The sequence below is a fragment of the Cellvibrionales bacterium genome (genome assembly GCA_016713115.1).
Lineage (GTDB): Bacteria > Pseudomonadota > Gammaproteobacteria > Pseudomonadales > UBA7239 > UBA7239.
The window spans coordinates 140,968-159,246 of record JADJPU010000001.1; the positions used below are offsets into that span (position 1 = coordinate 140,968).

Annotated in this window: 16 protein-coding genes and 1 tRNA gene; 5 read left to right on the top strand and 12 right to left on the bottom strand. The window is 51.8% G+C overall.

Annotated elements, in window-relative coordinates:
• Entirely contained in the window at window positions 1-1,170 is a 1,170-nt protein-coding gene (locus tag IPK30_00690; protein ID MBK8101853.1) for a thiolase domain-containing protein, read from the top strand.
• A 64-nt stretch (window positions 1,171-1,234) separates the two neighbouring features.
• On the opposite strand, the gene cadA is transcribed toward IPK30_00690, so the two are convergent.
• From cadA to IPK30_00705, 3 genes are read right to left on the bottom strand one after another with little or no spacing between them, the layout of a single operon-like run.
• Window positions 1,235-3,553, bottom strand: a complete 2,319-nt coding sequence (gene cadA / locus IPK30_00695) for a cadmium-translocating P-type ATPase (GenBank protein MBK8101854.1) — start codon at window positions 3,551-3,553, stop codon at window positions 1,235-1,237.
• A 16-nt stretch (window positions 3,554-3,569) separates the two neighbouring features.
• Complete coding sequence (locus IPK30_00700) at window positions 3,570-4,265, bottom strand: copper resistance protein B (GenBank protein MBK8101855.1); 696 nt, start codon at window positions 4,263-4,265, stop codon at window positions 3,570-3,572.
• Window positions 4,255-5,937, bottom strand: coding sequence for a multicopper oxidase domain-containing protein (locus IPK30_00705; protein MBK8101856.1), 1,683 nt, complete (start codon window positions 5,935-5,937; stop codon window positions 4,255-4,257). The genes IPK30_00700 and IPK30_00705 overlap by 11 nt, the downstream gene beginning before the upstream one ends.
• A 72-nt stretch (window positions 5,938-6,009) precedes the next feature.
• Here IPK30_00705 and IPK30_00710 point away from each other — a divergent pair, with 72 nt between their 5' ends.
• On the top strand, window positions 6,010-6,420 hold the full coding sequence (locus IPK30_00710) for a MerR family DNA-binding protein (GenBank protein ID MBK8101857.1): 411 nt from the start codon (window positions 6,010-6,012) through the stop codon (window positions 6,418-6,420).
• On the opposite strand, the gene IPK30_00715 is transcribed toward IPK30_00710, so the two are convergent.
• Together IPK30_00715 and fnr are read right to left on the bottom strand one after the other, a co-directional pair.
• Window positions 6,417-7,544 (bottom strand): lytic murein transglycosylase, encoded by a 1,128-nt coding sequence (locus tag IPK30_00715; GenBank protein ID MBK8101858.1) that lies wholly within the window; start codon window positions 7,542-7,544, stop codon window positions 6,417-6,419. The two genes, IPK30_00710 and IPK30_00715, sit on opposite strands and share 4 nt — an antisense overlap.
• A 33-nt stretch (window positions 7,545-7,577) precedes the next feature.
• Complete coding sequence (fnr, locus tag IPK30_00720) at window positions 7,578-8,327, bottom strand: fumarate/nitrate reduction transcriptional regulator Fnr (GenBank protein ID MBK8101859.1); 750 nt, start codon at window positions 8,325-8,327, stop codon at window positions 7,578-7,580.
• A gap of 169 nt (window positions 8,328-8,496) precedes the next feature.
• Between fnr and IPK30_00725 the strand changes: the two genes are divergently transcribed.
• Window positions 8,497-8,573 (top strand) — tRNA-Val (locus tag IPK30_00725).
• A 35-nt stretch (window positions 8,574-8,608) separates the two neighbouring features.
• Here the strand turns inward: IPK30_00725 and IPK30_00730 are convergent.
• The gene (locus tag IPK30_00730; GenBank protein MBK8101860.1) at window positions 8,609-9,757 is read right to left on the bottom strand and encodes a hypothetical protein; all 1,149 of its coding nucleotides are present in this window, start codon (window positions 9,755-9,757) and stop codon (window positions 8,609-8,611) included.
• 20 nt (window positions 9,758-9,777) lie between these two features.
• Here IPK30_00730 and IPK30_00735 point away from each other — a divergent pair, with 20 nt between their 5' ends.
• Together IPK30_00735 and IPK30_00740 are read left to right on the top strand one after the other, a co-directional pair.
• Entirely contained in the window at window positions 9,778-10,179 is a 402-nt protein-coding gene (locus IPK30_00735; GenBank protein MBK8101861.1) for a hypothetical protein, read from the top strand.
• Window positions 10,180-10,889: 710 nt separating this feature from the next.
• Window positions 10,890-11,606, top strand: coding sequence for a hypothetical protein (locus IPK30_00740; GenBank protein ID MBK8101862.1), 717 nt, complete (start codon window positions 10,890-10,892; stop codon window positions 11,604-11,606).
• 52 nt (window positions 11,607-11,658) lie between these two features.
• Here IPK30_00740 and IPK30_00745 read toward each other — a convergent pair whose 3' ends face one another.
• The 6 genes from IPK30_00745 to IPK30_00770 are packed head-to-tail and all read right to left on the bottom strand — an operon-like array spanning window position 11,659 to window position 18,269.
• Window positions 11,659-12,723 carry a transglutaminase domain-containing protein gene (locus IPK30_00745; GenBank protein MBK8101863.1) on the bottom strand — a complete coding sequence of 355 codons (1,065 nt, stop codon included), beginning with the start codon at window positions 12,721-12,723 and terminating at the stop codon, window positions 11,659-11,661.
• Window positions 12,665-13,669, bottom strand: a complete 1,005-nt coding sequence (locus IPK30_00750) for a DUF3488 domain-containing protein (protein MBK8101864.1) — start codon at window positions 13,667-13,669, stop codon at window positions 12,665-12,667. Before IPK30_00750 ends, IPK30_00745 begins: the two co-directional genes overlap by 59 nt.
• A gap of 3 nt (window positions 13,670-13,672) precedes the next feature.
• Window positions 13,673-14,641: a DUF58 domain-containing protein gene (locus tag IPK30_00755; protein MBK8101865.1), complete on the bottom strand. Its 969-nt coding sequence runs from the start codon at window positions 14,639-14,641 to the stop codon at window positions 13,673-13,675.
• A 3-nt stretch (window positions 14,642-14,644) separates the two neighbouring features.
• Complete coding sequence (locus IPK30_00760; protein MBK8101866.1) at window positions 14,645-15,568, bottom strand: MoxR family ATPase; 924 nt, start codon at window positions 15,566-15,568, stop codon at window positions 14,645-14,647.
• Window positions 15,569-15,585: 17 nt separating this feature from the next.
• Complete coding sequence (locus IPK30_00765) at window positions 15,586-16,782, bottom strand: O-succinylhomoserine sulfhydrylase (GenBank protein MBK8101867.1); 1,197 nt, start codon at window positions 16,780-16,782, stop codon at window positions 15,586-15,588.
• Entirely contained in the window at window positions 16,782-18,269 is a 1,488-nt protein-coding gene (locus tag IPK30_00770; GenBank protein MBK8101868.1) for a glycosyltransferase family 39 protein, read from the bottom strand. The genes IPK30_00765 and IPK30_00770 overlap by 1 nt, the downstream gene beginning before the upstream one ends.
• Between the last annotated feature and the right edge of the window lie 10 nt (window positions 18,270-18,279).

Below are 18,279 nucleotides of genomic sequence, written 5' to 3' on the forward strand. Positions count from 1 at the left end.
ATGGGTAATCCTTGTGCCATCGTAGGTATCGGCCAGACCGAACGCTACAAAGCAAAAATCAAAAAATCCATGGCCGGTCTTGTGCGTGAAGCTGCACAAAATGCACTGAACGATGCGGGCTGCACTTGGGCTGATATCGACGCCGTTATCATCGGCAAAGCGCCAGATTTTTTCGAAGGTGTGGTGATGCCGGAGTTGTACTTGGCTGACGCTTTGGGTTGCGTAGGCAAACCGATGCTGCGCGTACACACGGCCGGTTCCGTGGGTGGTTCCACCGCGATTGTTGCCGCTTCTTATATTCAAAGCGGTATGTTCAAACGCGTGTTAACGCTCGCGTATGAAAAACAATCCGAATCGAATGCGATGTGGGCCTTGTCATCACAACAACCGTTCTCGCCGCATTTGAACGCTGGTGCTGGTGGTTTCTTCGCGCCGATTATTCGCGAATACATGAACCGCACCAAAGCGCCGTTGGATATCGGTTGTAAAGTCGCGTTGAAAGATCGCAAACACGCACTGAAAAATCCGCACGCACACATGCACGAAGACGCAGAAAATTTGGATCTGCAAAAATATTTGGATTCGTTCATGTTGTGGGAACCGCTGCGTTTTTCTGAAGTGTGCCCTTCTTCCGATGGCGCCTGCGCCATGGTGTTGTGCAACGAAGAACTCGCGAAAAAATCGCCCAACAAACCGGCGTGGATACACGGCACGGCGATGCGCTCGGAGCCAACCATGTATCCGTGGCGCGAAGAGGTGAATCCACAAGCCGGTATCGACTGCGCGAAAGATGTGTACTCGCAAGCGGGCATCACCAATCCGCGTAAAGAACTGGACATGGCAGAAGTGTATGTGCCGTTTTCTTGGTACGAGCCAATGTGGTTGGAAAACCTCGGCTTCTGCGATGTGGGCGATGGCTGGAAACTCACTGACAGCGGTGCGACCTCACTCGACCAAAACGGCGACATTCCTTGGAACTGCTCGGGCGGCGTACTCTCCACCAACCCGATCGGCGCTTCCGGCATGATTCGCTTCGCCGAAGCCGCGTTGCAAGTGCGCGGCATGGCGGGCGCTCGTCAAGTGCCCAACGCGAAGAAAGCGCTGGGCCACGCTTATGGCGGCGGCGCGCAGTTCTTCTCGATGTGGATCGTGGGCAGCGACAAACCGTAAGGTTTTTCATCTGCTGCACAAAAAAACCCAGCTCACAAGGCTGGGTTTTTTTTATGCTCGCAATTTACCCGCGCCGCAAGCGCAGCGCGTTGGAAATCACCGAGACCGAGCTCAAACTCATGGCAACGGCGGCAAACATCGGTGACAGCAGCCAGCCTGTGAGCGGAAACAACAAGCCCGCCGCCAGTGGCACGCCCAACGCGTTGTAGCACAGCGCAAACCACAGGTTTTGGCGCATGTTGCGCACGGTGGCAACAGACAACTCCCGTGCTTCGGCAATGCCGCGCAAATCCCCTTTCACCAGCGTCACAGCGGCGCTGTGCATAGCCACATCCGTACCCGTACCCATGGCAATGCCGATATTGGCCTGCGCCAATGCTGGCGCGTCATTGATGCCGTCACCCGCCATCGCCACTACACGCCCCTCGGCCTGCAGCTTTTGTACCAACGCGAGTTTATCTGCTGGTGACACTTCGCCATGCACCTCGGCAATGCCCAAAGTTTGTGCCACGGCTTTGGCGGTAGTGGTGCTGTCGCCCGTGGCCATCACCACGCGCACACCCGCAGCCCGCAGCGTATGCAGTGCTTCAACGGTGGTGGGTTTGATAGGGTCTGACACCGCCAGCAGTCCAGCCAACTGCCCATCCACCGCTAAAAACATCACGCTGGCACCGCGTGCGCGCAGGGTTTCTGCTGCTGTGTGCTGTGCTTGTTCAGTTGTCACGCCGTGTTTCGCCATCAATACCACACTGCCCAAGATGAGCTGATGCCCTGCCACGCGCCCCGTCACACCCATGCCTGTATCCGACAAAAACGCCTCTGGCTCTTGCAGTGCCAGCTGCTGCTCGCGCGCCGCCGCAACCAAGGCTTCCGCCAGCGGGTGTTCGCTGCCCAGATCCAAACTCGCTGCCAACTGCAACACCTGCTCCGCTGTGTAGCCCTCAGCTGGCAGCGCCACATCAAAGCTCGGCTTGCCTGCGGTGAGCGTGCCGGTTTTATCGACGATCAGCGTATCCACCGTGCACAAATGCTCAATCGCTGCGGCATCTTTGAACAAAATACCGCGCGCAGCGGCACGACCTGTCGCCACCATGATCGACATCGGCGTCGCCAGACCCAAAGCACAGGGGCAGGCAATAATCAGCACCGCCACAGCGTTGATAAAGCCGTACAACCAGCCCTGCTGCGGGACGAGCAAGCCCCACGCAAAAAGCGAGAGCAGTGCAATCGCCACCACAATCACCACGAAATAACCGGCCACCACATCGGCCATGCGCTGCAACGGCGCTTTGGAGCGCTGCGCTTGTGCTACCAATTGCACGATCTGCGCCAGCATGGTCTGCGCGCCCACTTTCTCTGCACGCATCACTAGCGCGCCGGAAGTATTCAGCGTTGCGCCGATCAAATGATCGCCCACCTGCTTGCTCACCGGCAGCGGCTCGCCCGTCAGCATGGATTCATCTACCGCGCTGCGCCCTTCCAGCACTACACCGTCCACCGGCACTTTCTCGCCTGGGCGCACACGCAGGCGGTCACCCAACTGCACTGCATCCAGCGGCACATCCTGTTCGCTGCCATCAGTATTCAAACGGCGCGCTGTTTTGGGAGCCAAACCGAGCAGCGCACGAATCGCCGCCGAAGTCGCCGAGCGTGCCTTCAGCTCCAACATCTGCCCCAACAGCGTGAGCGAGATGATGACGGCCGCCGCCTCGAAATACACACCAACCTGACCGTGCATTTGAAAATCCGCAGGGAACACCTGTGGCGCGACGGTGGCGACCACGCTGTAGAGAAATGCCGCGCCAGTGCCGGTGGCAATCAGCGTCCACATGTTCGGGCTGGCTTCGCGCAAAGAACTCGCGGCGCGCACAAAAAACGGCAACCCCGCCCACAGCACCACCGGTGCCGTCAGCACCAATTCCACCCACGGCTGCACGCCGGGTGCAAACCAACTCACGGCGTGCCCGGACATCGCCAGCACCATCACGATCAGCGACAACGGCAACGAAAACCAAAAGCGACGACGAAAATCTGTTAACTCAGGATTCTCCTCCTCTTCTGCCGTCGGCATCATCGGCTCCAAGGCCATGCCGCATTTTGGGCAAGTGCCAAAACCGATTTGCACAATTTCGGGATGCATCGGACAGGTGTATTCTGCACCAGGGATTTCAACCGGTGCCGGTGGCTTTTCACCGAGATACGCTTGCGGATTGGCAGAAAACTTTTTCAAGCAGCCGTTGCCGCAAAAATAATAAGTGGTGCCGTGGTGTTTGTGATGCAGTGGAGAATCCGGCTGCACGGTCATACCGCAAACTGGATCTTTTAATACTTGGGTTGCCGCCTGTTCTGTATTCGCGGTCTGTTTATGACAACAATCGCTCATACGCTTTTCTCCTCTTTCAAAACAACAAACGCACACCGGTTTTGATCGTGCTATCACCGCTATCTTCACCACGCTGATTAGCATAATCCGCCGTGTCGCCGTACAAGCGCTCATATTCCACGGCGATATACGGCGCAAACTTGCGCGTGATCTCGTAGCGCAACTGCAAACCCAGTTTGGCGTCTGACAAACCAGAACCGACTTCCAGCGCTTTCACTTCTTGTGCAAAGGCATTCATTTCAAAATATGGTTGTGCAATAAATTTTTGCGTCAGCAGCCAATCGCGCTTTATATGCAAACGCGCGCTGACATCACCTTCATCGCTGACAAAAGTATGCACTTCAGTGTCGATAAAAAATGGCAGCATACCCGTCGCACCTGCCACAAAATATCCCACGCTGGCTGGGCGGTTGTCATAGCGCACGCCGGCTTGCAGATCCCAAAAAGTAGCGGCGTTATAACTGTACAACGCCCATGCTTCACTGCTTTCTGTTTCGTGATCACTCACTGTGCCTTCGCTTTTTAACCACAGCTTGTGCGTGTCACCACCAATCCAGCCGTTGAGATTCCAGTTGGCGACAGATTCATTCTCTCGACTTTCGCCCGCATCTATTTCCAAACGCAGCGCATGAAAAATTGCGTCGTGCTCATGCGCCTGCGCGGTTGCCACAACAAGCAGCAACAGCATCACTATCATATTTTTAATGCGCATGTGCACGCTCCTGTTTCGTTTGTACAGGTAGCGAAGCTGGTGCCGGTGTTTGCTCATCGTTCAGCGTTGCCACGACCACTTTGTTCATCATGCCTGTACTCATGTGATACAGCAGATGGCAGTGAAATGCCCACTCGCCCTCTGCATCGGCTGTTACCAACACCGAATACGATTTACCAGGCGGCACAGTAACTACGGTTTTATCCGGCAATTTTCCTGCTGGCTGACCATTGTCTAACTGCACAAGCATACCGTGTAGATGCATGGGGTGCGCCATCATGGTTTCGTTGACAAAAGTGAGTTTCACGCGCTCCCCGTAACGCAGCGCAATGGGCTCCGCCTCTTGCATTGTTTTGCCATTGATCGTCCAAATATAGCGCTCCATATTGCCGCCCAAAGTGACAACAATTTCACGCTGCGGTTCGCGCACATCGTTTTGCTTACCGAGATAACGCAAATCCGCGTAGGACAACAGTTTGTCGCCGCGCGGTGCACCGGTTTTTGCCCAGCCGCTGCGCATCTGCGCCGCCATGTCTTTCATTTCTTCTTGCGTCATTTTGCTGTGATCCATGCCGCTCATGTCCATCGGTCCCATGTCGGCCATCGTCAACAGTGCGCGAGGACGCTGTTCTGGCATTACACCTTTCATGCCTTCGCGCGGCGCCAAAGTTGCAATAGCAAATCCACTGCGATCAATCGGCTCGGCCACGATGGTGTACGCTTTGTCCTCTGTCGGCGTAACCAACACATCGTAAGTTTCAGCCACACCAAAACGAAATTCGTCTACCGACACCGACTCCACATTGCGCCCATCCGCTTGCACGACTGTCATCTGCAAACGCTTGTTTTCTGTGTCGAGTATACGCACATCGTAAAACGACATCGCCGAAGCATTGATCATACGCAAGCGCACTGTTTCGCCCACTTTGAATATGCCAGTCCAATTTTGTTGCGGCGTTTTTCCGTTCACCAAAAAGGTATAACCGCTGACATCCGATAAATCCGTTGGAGACATCCGCATCGTGTTCCAATCGCGCGCATGCTGCCACGCCAATTTCCAGCCCTTGTCGCGTACATCGTCAAAAAAATCACCTACCGTGCGGCGCGCGGTATTGTAGTAATCAGACGATTTTTTCAGATTCGCAAGAATTTCATCGCCCGTTTCCGCACTAAAATCAGAAAACATCACCACTTGTTCGCGATCAGCGTGTACCGGCTCGTGATCTTTGGGATGAATGATTAACGCACCGTACAGTCCATCCTGCTCCTGCCCCTTGGTGTGGGCGTGATACCAGTAAGTGCCGTTTTGTTTTACGGTGAAGCGATAAGTAAATGTCTGGCCTGGTTCAATGCCAGGGTAGCCGTTGAACCCCTTTACACCATCCATATACCCCGGCAGCAATAGGCCGTGCCAATGCACCGAACTCGGTTCATTCATGTGATTGGTGACGCGCACCACCACTTCTTCACCTTCGCGCCAAGTCAGCGTCGGCGCAGGAAATTGGCGGTTTACCGTGATCCGCTGCATGGGTTTGCCAGTGATGTTCACCGTTTCTTGGCGAATATCGAGCTGGTATTCCGCTGCCCATCCTGTGTTCACCAGTAACAGTGTGCACGCCAAGAAACTCAGCCACCTGAAGATAGGTAAACATAAACATCGTCGATATGGCATAGAGCATCTCACTAGCAATTCAGCGAGAGGACTATACACTCTGTACCCAAGAACAGAGTCAAGGGCTTCCTGATGAACAACACATCATTAACCATCGGCCACCTTGCCAAGTACGCTGATGTCGGCGTAGAAACCATTCGCTACTACCAAAAACGCAATCTATTGCCGATACCAACGCGCTGCGGCAGCTATCGGCAATACCCTGCTTCCATGGTTGAACGCATTCGTTTTATCAAACGCGCTCAAGAATTGGGGTTCACACTCAATGAAGTTAATGAATTACTGACGCTGGATGATCACACCGACAAAGCAACCATTCGCGAAATTGCCAGTCATAAAATTAAACATATTCAACAAAAACTGGATGATTTGTCGCGCATGAAAAATACACTGCAAACACTGGTGTCGTGTTGCGCCAGCTCTACTACAGAGCAACGCTGCCCTATTATTGATTCACTGTCCACAACAACAAAAAAACATTAACGCGCGCGCAGTGCCAACAACACTTCTTTCGATGGATAGCCGGTTTGTGCAACGCCGCGACTGGTTTGAAAGCGAATAATTGCCTTGCGCGATTCATCGCCAATCAACCCATCCACCACACCAGAATAAAATCCTTTTTGCGACAACAAGCGCTGCAATTCTTCTTTTTCTGTCATTGTCAGAGGCGTGTAAGGACGCACCCAATCGCGCTGCGGCGCAGGCTTGCCTGCAATGCGATCAGCCAACAACAACACAGCGAGCGCGTATTTGTCGGCATTGTTATAACGCTTCACTACTGAAAAGTTTTTCTGCAACGCAAATACAGGGCCTTTATCGCCTTGCAAGGCCAATACTTTATTGCCTCGCGCATCATTTGAATTCAACACCTCATAGCCCCAACTAGAGCCAGACTGCCAACCATTTTTTTTCAACAACTGTGCCGCTGTTGCCAGTGCGTCCGGCACCGATTGCCAAATATCACTTTTGCCATCGCCGTCACCATCTACGGCATAAGCCAAATAACTGGTGGGAATAAATTGCGTGTGCCCCATCGCACCTGCCCACGAACCCAACAATGCGTTTTGTGACACATCACCGCGCTGCAAAATTTTCAGCGCCGCAATCAATTGCGAACGCGCAAATTTGGCACGCTTAGGATCGGCATACGCCAGTGTCGCCAGTGCGCGCGGAATGTAATGCAAACTATCGGGCTTTTTCAGCGCAGCGCCATAACCAGATTCCATTGACCAAATCGCCAACAACACGAAACGACTGACACCGCTGCTGCGCTCGATAGCCTGCAATACATCGCTGTATTGCCGCAACATCTCACGACCAGTGTTGATGGAACGCTCCTGTACGCGGTTATCCATGTACTCCCAGGCTTCCGCACGAAACTCAGGTTGGTAGTGCGCTTTTTCTAATACCGCTGCGTCTTGCATCGTCACATCGCGAAACGCGCGATCATAAATATCCGGCCGAACACCTTGCGCTAAAGCTTCTGCGCGAAAACTGCGTATCCACGCTTGAAATCCAACATCACCTTCTGCAACCACTTGCAAAGGAACACACAAAACACTCAGCAATATCGCTGTCACACTGTGTCGTAAAAAAAACCGCGACATCACTATTCACTCACTTAGAGATTCAACAAACCATCAAGTTGCATTGGCGGCCGTTTTTAGCGCATCCATATTCAATATTTCAACTTCGCGATTATCCACTTTAATTATTTCTTGTTTCTGCAAACGACTAAATACGCGGCTCACCGTTTCAACAGTCAAGCCCATGTAGTTACCCATCTCTGCACGCGACATGCTCAAGCGAAAACGAATGGCAGATAAATTACGATGGTGATGGCGTGTCGAAATACTCAACAACAGTGAAGCAATGCGCTCTTCAGCAGAGTTTTTTCCCAGCAGCGTAAACATTTGTTGATCGCGTGCAATTTCTTTACCCATCATTTGAAAGAAACGACGCTGCAAAGCAGGCAGCTGCACACTGAGCTCTTCTAATCGCGCAAAAGGGATTTCACAAACGGTTGCTGTTTCCAGCGCCACGGCAGAGCTGCAATGCGACAGGTTACTAATACCATCCAAACCCATAATTTCACCGGGCAAATAAAATCCTGTTACCTGCTCGGTACCATCATCCGAAGTGGCATACGCTTTAAAACTGCCAGAGCGCACGGCGTACACCGCGCTAAACGGCTCTGCCTGACGAAACAAATGCTCGCCTTTTGCCAGTGGACGACCTCGCTTCACAATTTCATCCAGCTGATCAATTTCAGTGGCATTCAAGGCAATGGGCAAACACAGCGTGTTGAGCCGACAATCGCCACAGTTAGTCAACTTGTTGTGATGGCAGCGAACGGTTTCAGCTGAGCTGGCGGGGATGCTCTTTTGCATGATCTTTCTCGTGTGCGGAGGCAGAGCAATATGATAGCGAAATGCGCCATATCCTTCCCTGTTTTAAGGGTTCTCTACGCGCTTTTGCGAAAGAATTTTGCGGTTTACAAGATAGGAAGGCACTGGTACATTGCCGCCCCTGTCTGCGACCAGACAGTTTTTTTTGCAAGGGCATGTAGCTCAGTTGGTTAGAGCACCACCTTGACATGGTGGGGGTCGATGGTTCGAGTCCATTCATGCCCACCAATCTGCAAATGCGCAGATTGGTGGTTTCACCTCAATTACGAAATTTTCTTCAGCAAATCCGTTGCTGCTTGTTTAAGCTCCTCGTCGCCTTCTTCCAAGACTTCTTGCAACAAGTCGCGCGCACTTTCCGCGTCACTCATTTCCAGATACTGTCGAGCTAGCTCCAGTTTGGTGACAACGAAGTCTCGGTCCGTCGCATCGTGAAACGCGTCATCAACCACGGGCTCTGGCTGGACAGCTACTGGCACTTCTGCAACCTCTGGAGCAGCAACCACTTCATCAACAAACAACTCTGGCTCGAACACGAATTCTTTATCAACGGCTGGTGCCGCTTCAGTAGCCAAAGTATCAACTGACCAATCTTCCAACTCGACTGTTGGCATCAGATCATCGGAAAGCTCGAGTGCGTCATCAGCCAAGGTCTCCATCACAGGCGCTTCGATTTCTGGCTGAGCAGCAGCAACTGCCTCTGCAGGCACTTCCGCGATACCCAAGTCGGCATCTGCCAACAAGAGATCCAATGCTTCGTCTGTGCTTAGTGGTTTTTCTTCTGTGAGAGGCTCAGACGCTTCTTGTGCTTGAAGCGGATGCTCCGCGCTGTACTGCGCCATCATCTGATCCGTTTCCACATCAGCAGTCGATCCTGCTGTTGCGGTGGCTGTAGAGCTTTGTTCTGCATCATCCGGTTGCTGGCGCTTGCGCACAAACCACAAACCCACTGCAATCAACAACACAGCCAACACGGCGGTGAGCGTTGTTCCTAAGCTACCACTGTCATCAGGCTCGCCCTGTGGCGCTGGCTGGCTGGCTGGAACAGCTGCAGGCGTTGCTGGAACGGCTGCAGGTGTTGCTGGCTCAACGACGGCAGGCTGCTCAGTCGGTTGAGGTGCGGCGTCTTGCGGAGCTGGAGCCGGTGCAGGCGCTGGCTCGACCACGGCAGGCGGTGCTACTACAACAGGCTCAACGACAGGCTGATCAGTCGGCTGAGGTGCGGCGCCTTGCGAAGCTGGAGCCGGTGCAGGCGCTGGTTCGACCACAGCTACTTGCTTAGTCGCTGCAGCTGCGTCTAACGCCGTCTTCATGCTCTGCAGCTGTGTATTTTGGTCGTTCAACTGAGTATTGGCTTCAGCCAACTGCCTCTCTAAATCTATTGCTTGCTTTTTTAAGGCTTCGCTGTCGGCCACCGCTCGATTTGCTTGCTCCTGTGCAACAACCAATTGCGCTGCCAATTCAGCTTGAGCCGCTGCTTCAGCCGCAGCATCAATCACGCTTTGAGCTGGAGCTGGAGCTGAAGCTGGAGCTGGAGCTGGAGCTGGAGCTGGAGCTGGAGCTGGAGCTGGAGCTGGAGCTGGAGCTGGAGCTGGAGCTGGAGCTGGAGCTGGAGCTGGAGCTGGAGCTGGAGCTGGAGCTGGAGCTGGAGCTGGAGCTGGAGCTGGAGCTGGAGCTGGAGCTGGAGCTGGAGCTGGAGCTGGAGCTGGAGCTGGAGCTGAAGCTTGAGCTGGAGCTGGAACTGGAGCTGGAGCTGGTTCTGGAGCTGGAGCTGGAGCTGGAGCTGGAGCTAATGATGCTGCGCTTGCCGGCTCTACAGCAGCAACAGCTGGTTTAGACTTTTTTGCCGCACGCTTTACCACCATTGTTGGACGCTGCGCCGGCTCCCTAATCGTTCCACCTTGCTCGATATCTAGCAACAGGGTGTATTCACGCAACACACGCCCAGACGGTGAACGCAGCTCAACAATGAAGTTCAACGAAGGTTCGCGGATAGGACTCGCAGAGGAAACGACTATTACTGGATTATTGCTATCAGAGGCGTCCAGCTGAAACACCAAACTGTTCAACAGATAGGTGCGCTCCACCGCCGCTTTGTCGAAATCTTCCTGTGGAGCAAGATTGACCAACACAGCATTAGCAGAGACTTCACCTAAGGCAACCAACTGGATTTCAGCTGACAAAGGCTCATTAAGATTTGATTGCAGCGTAATATTGCCTAGGCCCAGTGCGTACGCCTGGCTCGCCAGAAAACTTCCTAGCAGCAGCAAAACCTTTGTCATCTTGCGGTTGATCATCCCGAAACTCCCCATTGTTATCACACGGTATTTGTTATTTTCCAACGGCATATTGTGTTCCTTATATACACTTCCATGCAATACCTCAAGTAAATTCTAGAATATTGCCGCACATGCCCAATAAAAAATGCCTTTTTTTGTGAACTAATTCTCAGAAAAACCCATCTTTGGCTATAACATGGTGAGCTGGGCAGCTCCTCTAGCTCTATAACAACCACCAATAAACCTAAAGTAACTTCCGAGGATATTTATGAAGTCATCACTCAAAGCATTCTTGTCATTGGCTCTTGGAGCCAGCGCGCTCGTCTCAACATCAACCTTTGCTGGCAACTGCGGCACTGGCACTCACGGTGATTACTACAACCTTACTGCCGTAGAGAAGGGGACCACGATCAAAGTGAGTCTTACTGGTTTTGGGGCCAATAAGCTGCCCAATAAACTTATGACTGCTGTTAGCCAGGATATGGAACTAAAATCAGACTGCACATTTACTAGCGTTATTCGTGTCACTGCACCGGCTATAGGATTGGATAACATGCCTGTTTTCACACTGAATGGCACTTGGAGCTATCCAGGCGAGAGCAAACTCATTTATTTCACGCTAAATGGTGATATTTCACAAGGCGCATTGGCCACTGGTACTTGGGGCACACTGTTCGATCCCGATGCAGCCACCGGCATTCCACAATTCTTTCCCTTCTTAATTAACCCAGTGAAAAATACCTCCAGCGGTCTTGTTGTCGTAGAAAAAGTTTCTACGCCAATAACGGTTGTTTATCCCAGCGTTTCACTACAAAAAGGCTATATACAATTGAGTAAAAACAATTCACAAGCCACTATCACTACTCTTGTAGGTGGAAAATCTATCGTCACACCTGGTGAAGATGGAAAAGGCAGCGTCAGAGAAGCCAACTTTTCATTTGGCGCAACAACAAAAGCCACAGTGTCAACAGTCGAGCTACCGTAAGATTTATCTACGCTCAATCAAACGCCATCTTCCTCCAAGAAGATGGCGTTTTTTATTGCCAAAATTTCCACCGCAACCGCCACGCCAAGCACCGACATTCGGCCATAAATTTGGGTGACGGCACAGCATTATTTAGCTCAGCTTGGTACAACCAAGCATGATATTCTTCAGACAAGACCAAAAACTGTTTCGCTTGTGTTGCCCCAGCCGCACAAACACGCTCGGCATAATGCAGCGGCGTTTCGGACATTTCTCGCACAACACCTAAACGCGCATATGCATTACACAGTTTGCGGTACTGCCGCGTTGCTGGATGCTCTCGCACATCACCTCGTTCGCGCCAATACAGGAAGACACACAAGGCCATAAACGCCAGCGCAACAACACCGACACCCCACATCGCAATGCGCCACGGTGTCAGTAATCCCAATTTTTGCAAAAACGCCAACTGCTGTTCATCGCTATAACCCAATACCCAGCGCGACCACACATAATCCAAGCGATCAAACTCCAAGCGCATACGATTCAACAGCGAAAACCGCCGCAGCAAAAAACCACCCGCTCCACCGGCAAATGTTGCACTCGACGCATAAGCATCCGCAACACTCATTTCAATTCGTTCTGGCGCAACCGCCGTAGTTGGATCTACCCGCTGCCAACCGCGTCCCTCAAACCAAACTTCTGCCCATGCGTGAGCATCGTATTGGCGCACCACCACAAAACCATCTGCCTCATCTACCTCACCGCCCATATAACCCACGGCGACACGCGCAGGTATGCCGGCAGCACGCATCAAACAAACAAAACTGCCTGCGAAATGCTCACAAAAACCTCTACGCGTATTGAAAAGAAAATTATCAATTCGATCACCAGTTACTATCGGTGGCTGCAAGGTGTAATGAAATGATGCCCGATAAAATTCAAACGCGAGCCGCACAACCTCATCTGCATTTGAAGATTGCTTTTTCCACTGCGCAGCTAACTGTTTGGCTTTTTCATTGCCAGTTGCTGGCAATGCAAGATAATGTACGCGCTCTGTAGCACTTAACGGCTGCTTATCAACAGCCGCCAAAAGATCTGCGTAATAAATCCGCCGCTCCGTCACATTTTTTAACATACCGCACTATCCCATCTGGCTTCACCTTCATTTGTGAGCCATTTATTGCTGATGGCCACAAGAGATAAATCCACGGCTGCCCAGAAGCCTCTAGCACCACCTGATACGGCTTGCTATTTTTTTCTTTCGTATCCGATGTTGACTGCCAACAATACTTACAAGATTCAGACCAGCGCAAACCATCAAATTGATCCAAGAACAAACCATACCAATACAGTGATTGCCTTGACGGCACTCCGTCAGAAAAAGAAGCGCGAAAAGCGATGTCGGATGATTTTGCCAAATCGGCGACATCGCCAAAACTCATGCTGTCACTCATCCCCGTTTTTGCTTGTTTTGTTTGCAGCGGCATCGACCACAACGGCGGCAAACGCGGCATCACCACAAACATAAACAACATGACAGGTAGCGCAGCAGCAAACAACCACGCCCCACGCCGCAATGGCAGCCAAGCAGTGCTCTGCAATACCTTTTCATCACTCTGAACAGCCACCAATGAGGCCAGTACCGCCACCACTGCCGCAAAAACCAACACGGCATAACCGACCGTTTGCGTGAACAAAAAAACCGTCATCAACACAAACAGTGATAGATAGAGCAAAAGCTGCGCGTCTGGCTTGTGATACAACTCCAACAATTTGAGCGAAAAACCCAACAACAACAGCGTGACAAACAGATCAATAGATAAAGCAAATCGAAATTGTAAAAACAAGGCTACGCCAGACAGCAGCACCAATGCCACACGCAATAATTTGGCAGGAAAAGAAGCGCGACCCGTGAAAATCAATCCTCGCCACACCAAACAACTCGCCGCCACAGCAAACAGCCACCACGGCAAAAAAGCTGTTAGCAAGGCATTGCATGCCACAAAAGAGGAAAGTAAATACAACAACGCATGGCGCGATAACTGACTGGAGAAATGCTGACCATTATCCTGAGCTGACATGCGCTACACCGTAAACGACGCCAACGCTGCTAACACAGCACGCAAATGCTGCTCGCCGTGATCAACCGCAATCGCGGGCTGGTGAGGCAAGATCAGACCAAAAGCGCGCCCTTGTGCGTGCAAAAAACACGCGCAGTAACAAAGTTTTGATAAACGCAGTTCAAGATCGAGATCGCTCATCACAGAAAAATCCAGCATCACTTCCCCGCCACGCTCCTCGGCGTACTCGCGCACAAATAAGCCACGCCCCGCCGCAAACTGTTTCCATGCAATGCGCGAATTTTGTTCACCCGTGACATAGGGTTTCAGCGCAAAGTATTCATCGCCACCTACCACTCGGTCAGCCACCACACCTTCTTCAGCATTACCGCGGCTACAAAAACGATAATCCGCCTCCACAGGCACCGGATAAACCATAGCCTGCACCGCCAAATCCAGCCAGCTCCAACAGCGCACAATGCCCAGCGGATAAACCGATTGCAGGCGCAAGCGCCCCAACCGCATTACCCCTCTTTTCTGCGTCGCATGCGGCAGTAACAACATCGCAGGTTTATCAGGAAAAACTGTGAAAGCAACAGCCTGCTGCTCAGGCCAATTAAACACCAACTGCTGGCGCAAGGACTTTGCCGACAATTCAATGCGCGCATGCAAAACTTCACCAGCAAAAACCGGCTCTGCATCCACAAAACGCAACTGCAAGCCACTGACATTTGAAAAAGTTAATAAAATCGCAATAAACAACACGGCTAACAGTAAAAAACTGAGCGCATAAATTAAATTGTTTTGATAGTTAGTCGCGCCCACCCAAAGCAGAGCGTCCAGCACTAAAAAATGCAGGCCGTGACGCGACAAAAAGATAAATACATTGCGTTGACTCAGCTGCACGGATGAGCAGCGTGGAATTCTACGATCCAGCCAAGCTTGATAACGGCGCTGCCAACTATGGGGAAAAACCGTCAGCCAACGCAACATGATTCACCCCAGCACATCCACTTTCTCTAATACCAACTTTGCCGGATCAATCTGTTGATTGCTGCGCATTTGATAGCGCAGCCTGTGTGACACCACGGGTGCAAAGACTGCCTGCACATCTTCTGGCACCACATGCTGGCGGCGCTGCAACAGCGCCCAAGCACGCGCCACCTGCATCAATCCCAGTGTGGCGCGCGGCGAAAGCCCCCACTGAAAATCACCGGAGTAACGCGTGTGATCCACCAAGCGCTGCACATAGCGCAACACGCTGTCTGTCGCCTGCACGGCACTGACTTGCGCCTGCAGTGCAAACCAAGCATCCATCGACAACAACGGTTTGATATTTTGCAAAGCCGCGCGCGGATTCTTACCTTGCAACAACTGACGCTCCACTTGCTGATCGGGAAACCCCAAGGAAATCTGCATCAAAAACCGATCCAATTGCGATTCTGGTAGTGGATAAGTGCCAGACTGATGCAGCGGATTCTGCGTTGCAATCACAAAAAAAGGATCCGGCAGTGCCGTGCTCTGTCCATCAATCGACACCTGTTTTTCTTCCATCGCCTCCAACAAAGCACTCTGCGTTTTGGGCGAACTGCGATTAATTTCATCCGCCAGCAACAGCTGCGTAAAGATGGGGCCACGGTGCAAAACAAATTCGCGTTTTTCCGGATCAAAAATGTTGGTGCCCAGAATATCGGCCGGCAACATATCACTGGTAAATTGCACACGGCGATAACTAAAGCCAAGCACTGCCGCCAGCGCATGGGCAAAAGTGGTTTTACCCATGCCAGGTAGATCTTCCAGCAGCAAATGCCCTTTCGCCAACATGCACGCCAAAGCTAAGCGAATTTTTTCATCCTTGCCTAACAATACCTGCCCTACGGCAGCGACGATTTCGTCTAGTGTTTTATTGACATCCTGCATAGTTTTCTCTCGCAACATTACAACGCAGATAACCCACGCTGCATATCAGCCTGAATATCCACCAAGGTTTCTAAGCCCACCGACACACGAATCAAGTTATCACCAATACCGGCTTGCGCGCGTTCTTCTGGTGTCAGACGGCCATGGGTTGTCGTCGCCGGATGCACAATCGTAGTTTTGGCATCACCGAGATTTGCCGTGAGCGAAACCATCGTGGTGGCATTGATAAAACGCCATGCTGCTGCCTGATCACCTTTCACCGCAAACGACAGCACGCCGCCAAAACCGTTGGGCTGCTGCTGTTTAGCGAGCGCATGTTGTGGATGCGACGGTAGCCCGCAGTAATGCACCGCTTCGATATTGAGCTGCTGTTCCAACCATTGCGCCAAAGCCATGGCATTGCGACAATGTTCACGCATACGCAACGCTAAAGTTTCCAAACCTTTCAACATTACCCATGCATTAAACGCACTGAGTGTCGGCCCTGTGGTGCGCAAAAAAACTAACACTTCATCGAGATATTTTTTCGCGCCCACAACAGCACCACCCAAACAACGCCCTTGTCCATCGATGTACTTAGTGGCTGAATGCACAACGATATCGGCACCGAGCTTTAATGGCTGTTGCAATGCTGGCGTGCAAAAACAATTGTCCACCACCAACAAAGCACCCGCTGCATGAGCGATCTTGGCTATTGCGGCCACATCGGCCACTTCATTCAGCGGATTAGATGGCGTTTCCAAAAAAAACAACCGCGTATTGTTCTGCACTGCCGCTTGCCACGAAGCAAGATCAATCAGCGTGACGAAACTGACTTCCACACCAAACTTCTGCAAGTATTTAGTGAACAAGGCTGTGGTGGTGCCAAACACACTGCGCGAACACACCACATGATCCCCGCTTTTTAGCAGAGCCATGCAGGTCGCGAGAATAGCCGCCATACCAGAAGCGGTAGCCACTGCCATTTCACCGCCCTCTAGTGCTGCTAAACGCTGTTCAAAAATGGCCACAGTTGGATTGGTGTAACGCGAATACACATTGCCGTGATCGGTGCCAGCAAAACGCGCAGCTGCCTGCTCGGCAGAATCAAACACATAACTGGAAGTGAGAAATAACGGCTCGCTGTGTTCGCCGAATGCAGTGGATTCAAAACCTGCACGCACACCCAGCGTTTCAAAGGACCAATCATCGCTGTGATTGTTTTTTCTACTCATTACTTTCTCTCCAACCAAAACATTGGGCTGTAACCATTCACCGGAAACCGAATAGGTCCATCGGGATAACTCAACTTTTTCACAGCATAAGGAATTTCTGCAAACTCCAAACCTAGGTCACGCAACTCTTTTTCTCGATCTAAAACAATTACCGCGTAGTATCCGCCGAGAATTTTCTTGCGCGCGTCCTCTCGCAGCCTATTCGCCATCACTGGGTCGCTACCCGTCATCACATCGGTGACTTGGGTATTGTGCGCGCAAAATGCTTTACCCGCCATCCAAGCGAGATAACCGTGCGAAGTGATACACACATTGCCTTGCACAGCGCGCACTTTATCCAACAAGAATTGTGCAGCTGTCATATCGCGCTCTGCAGGCACTTGTTGTGCAGGGTCATAACGAAAGCGGGCAATATCCAGAGACAACACCGCCACTGCCAAAACAGACAACACGTCCATCATCACCGTGCGCTGCTTGGAGAAACGCTCCAACAGCAAACTGACCACCACCGCAGCGACCACGGCGAGACACACATACATCGGCATCAAGACATTAAAAAATGCGCCGGCATACGCGCGAGACAAACCCGAGAGAAAAACAAAGCCACCGACGAGGACAAACCAACCCGCACGCTCGCGCCACGTTTTTCCCATCAGACAGAAAAAAATTGGCAACAGCACTAAAAATGTAGGAACAGCCCACAGCACAATTTCCGCAAATCGCCGCCAACCGAATAAGGTAACGCCGTGCGTGCTCGCCATCTGCATGGTGTAAAACCAAAACTTACCGCCTGTGCCAATTATCAAAACGCCCAGCACTGGCAATCCAACGACCGCACAACACAACACATAAGCCAGCAGCGCGCGCCATCCCATCCAACACACGATGGCCAACATCACAAACGGCAATAAAAACAGCGAAGCTTGTTTGGTAAAAAATGCCAACACGCTGACAAACGCGCATAAAAAAGCGCCGCCAAGTGTCGGCCGATCGCGCCAATACAACAGACACCACCACGCCAACATCAACCACATCACCCACAGGGTGTCGACGCGCGCCAGATCAAACCAAAACCTAGTGTGCGGGTACATCGCCGCACAAAACAATACCGCCAACACCCCAGCCATACGGGAGTGCGCCATGCGCTTGGCAAGCAAAAAAACCAGCAGAAAAATAATGACCAGTGCCGCTACCGATACTGCACGCAAAGCAAATAAATTTTCGCCAAAAATCGCAACAGAAATCGCGGAAAAGCAATAGTACAACGGCATATACAAGGCCGGCACAAAATTCAGTGATGGCTCACCGTACAAGGGCTGATGCTGCACCACCCGCAACACTTGTTGTAATACACCACCTTCCATCCACTCCAACTCAAACGGATAGGCAGCGCGCTGTGAAATGACTTGTACGAGATTAAAAAAAGCTTCTCCACCGAAAAACAACAGTGGCAAGCACAACAGATAGTGCCAGCGAGCGTAAAGCATCAACTGGCTT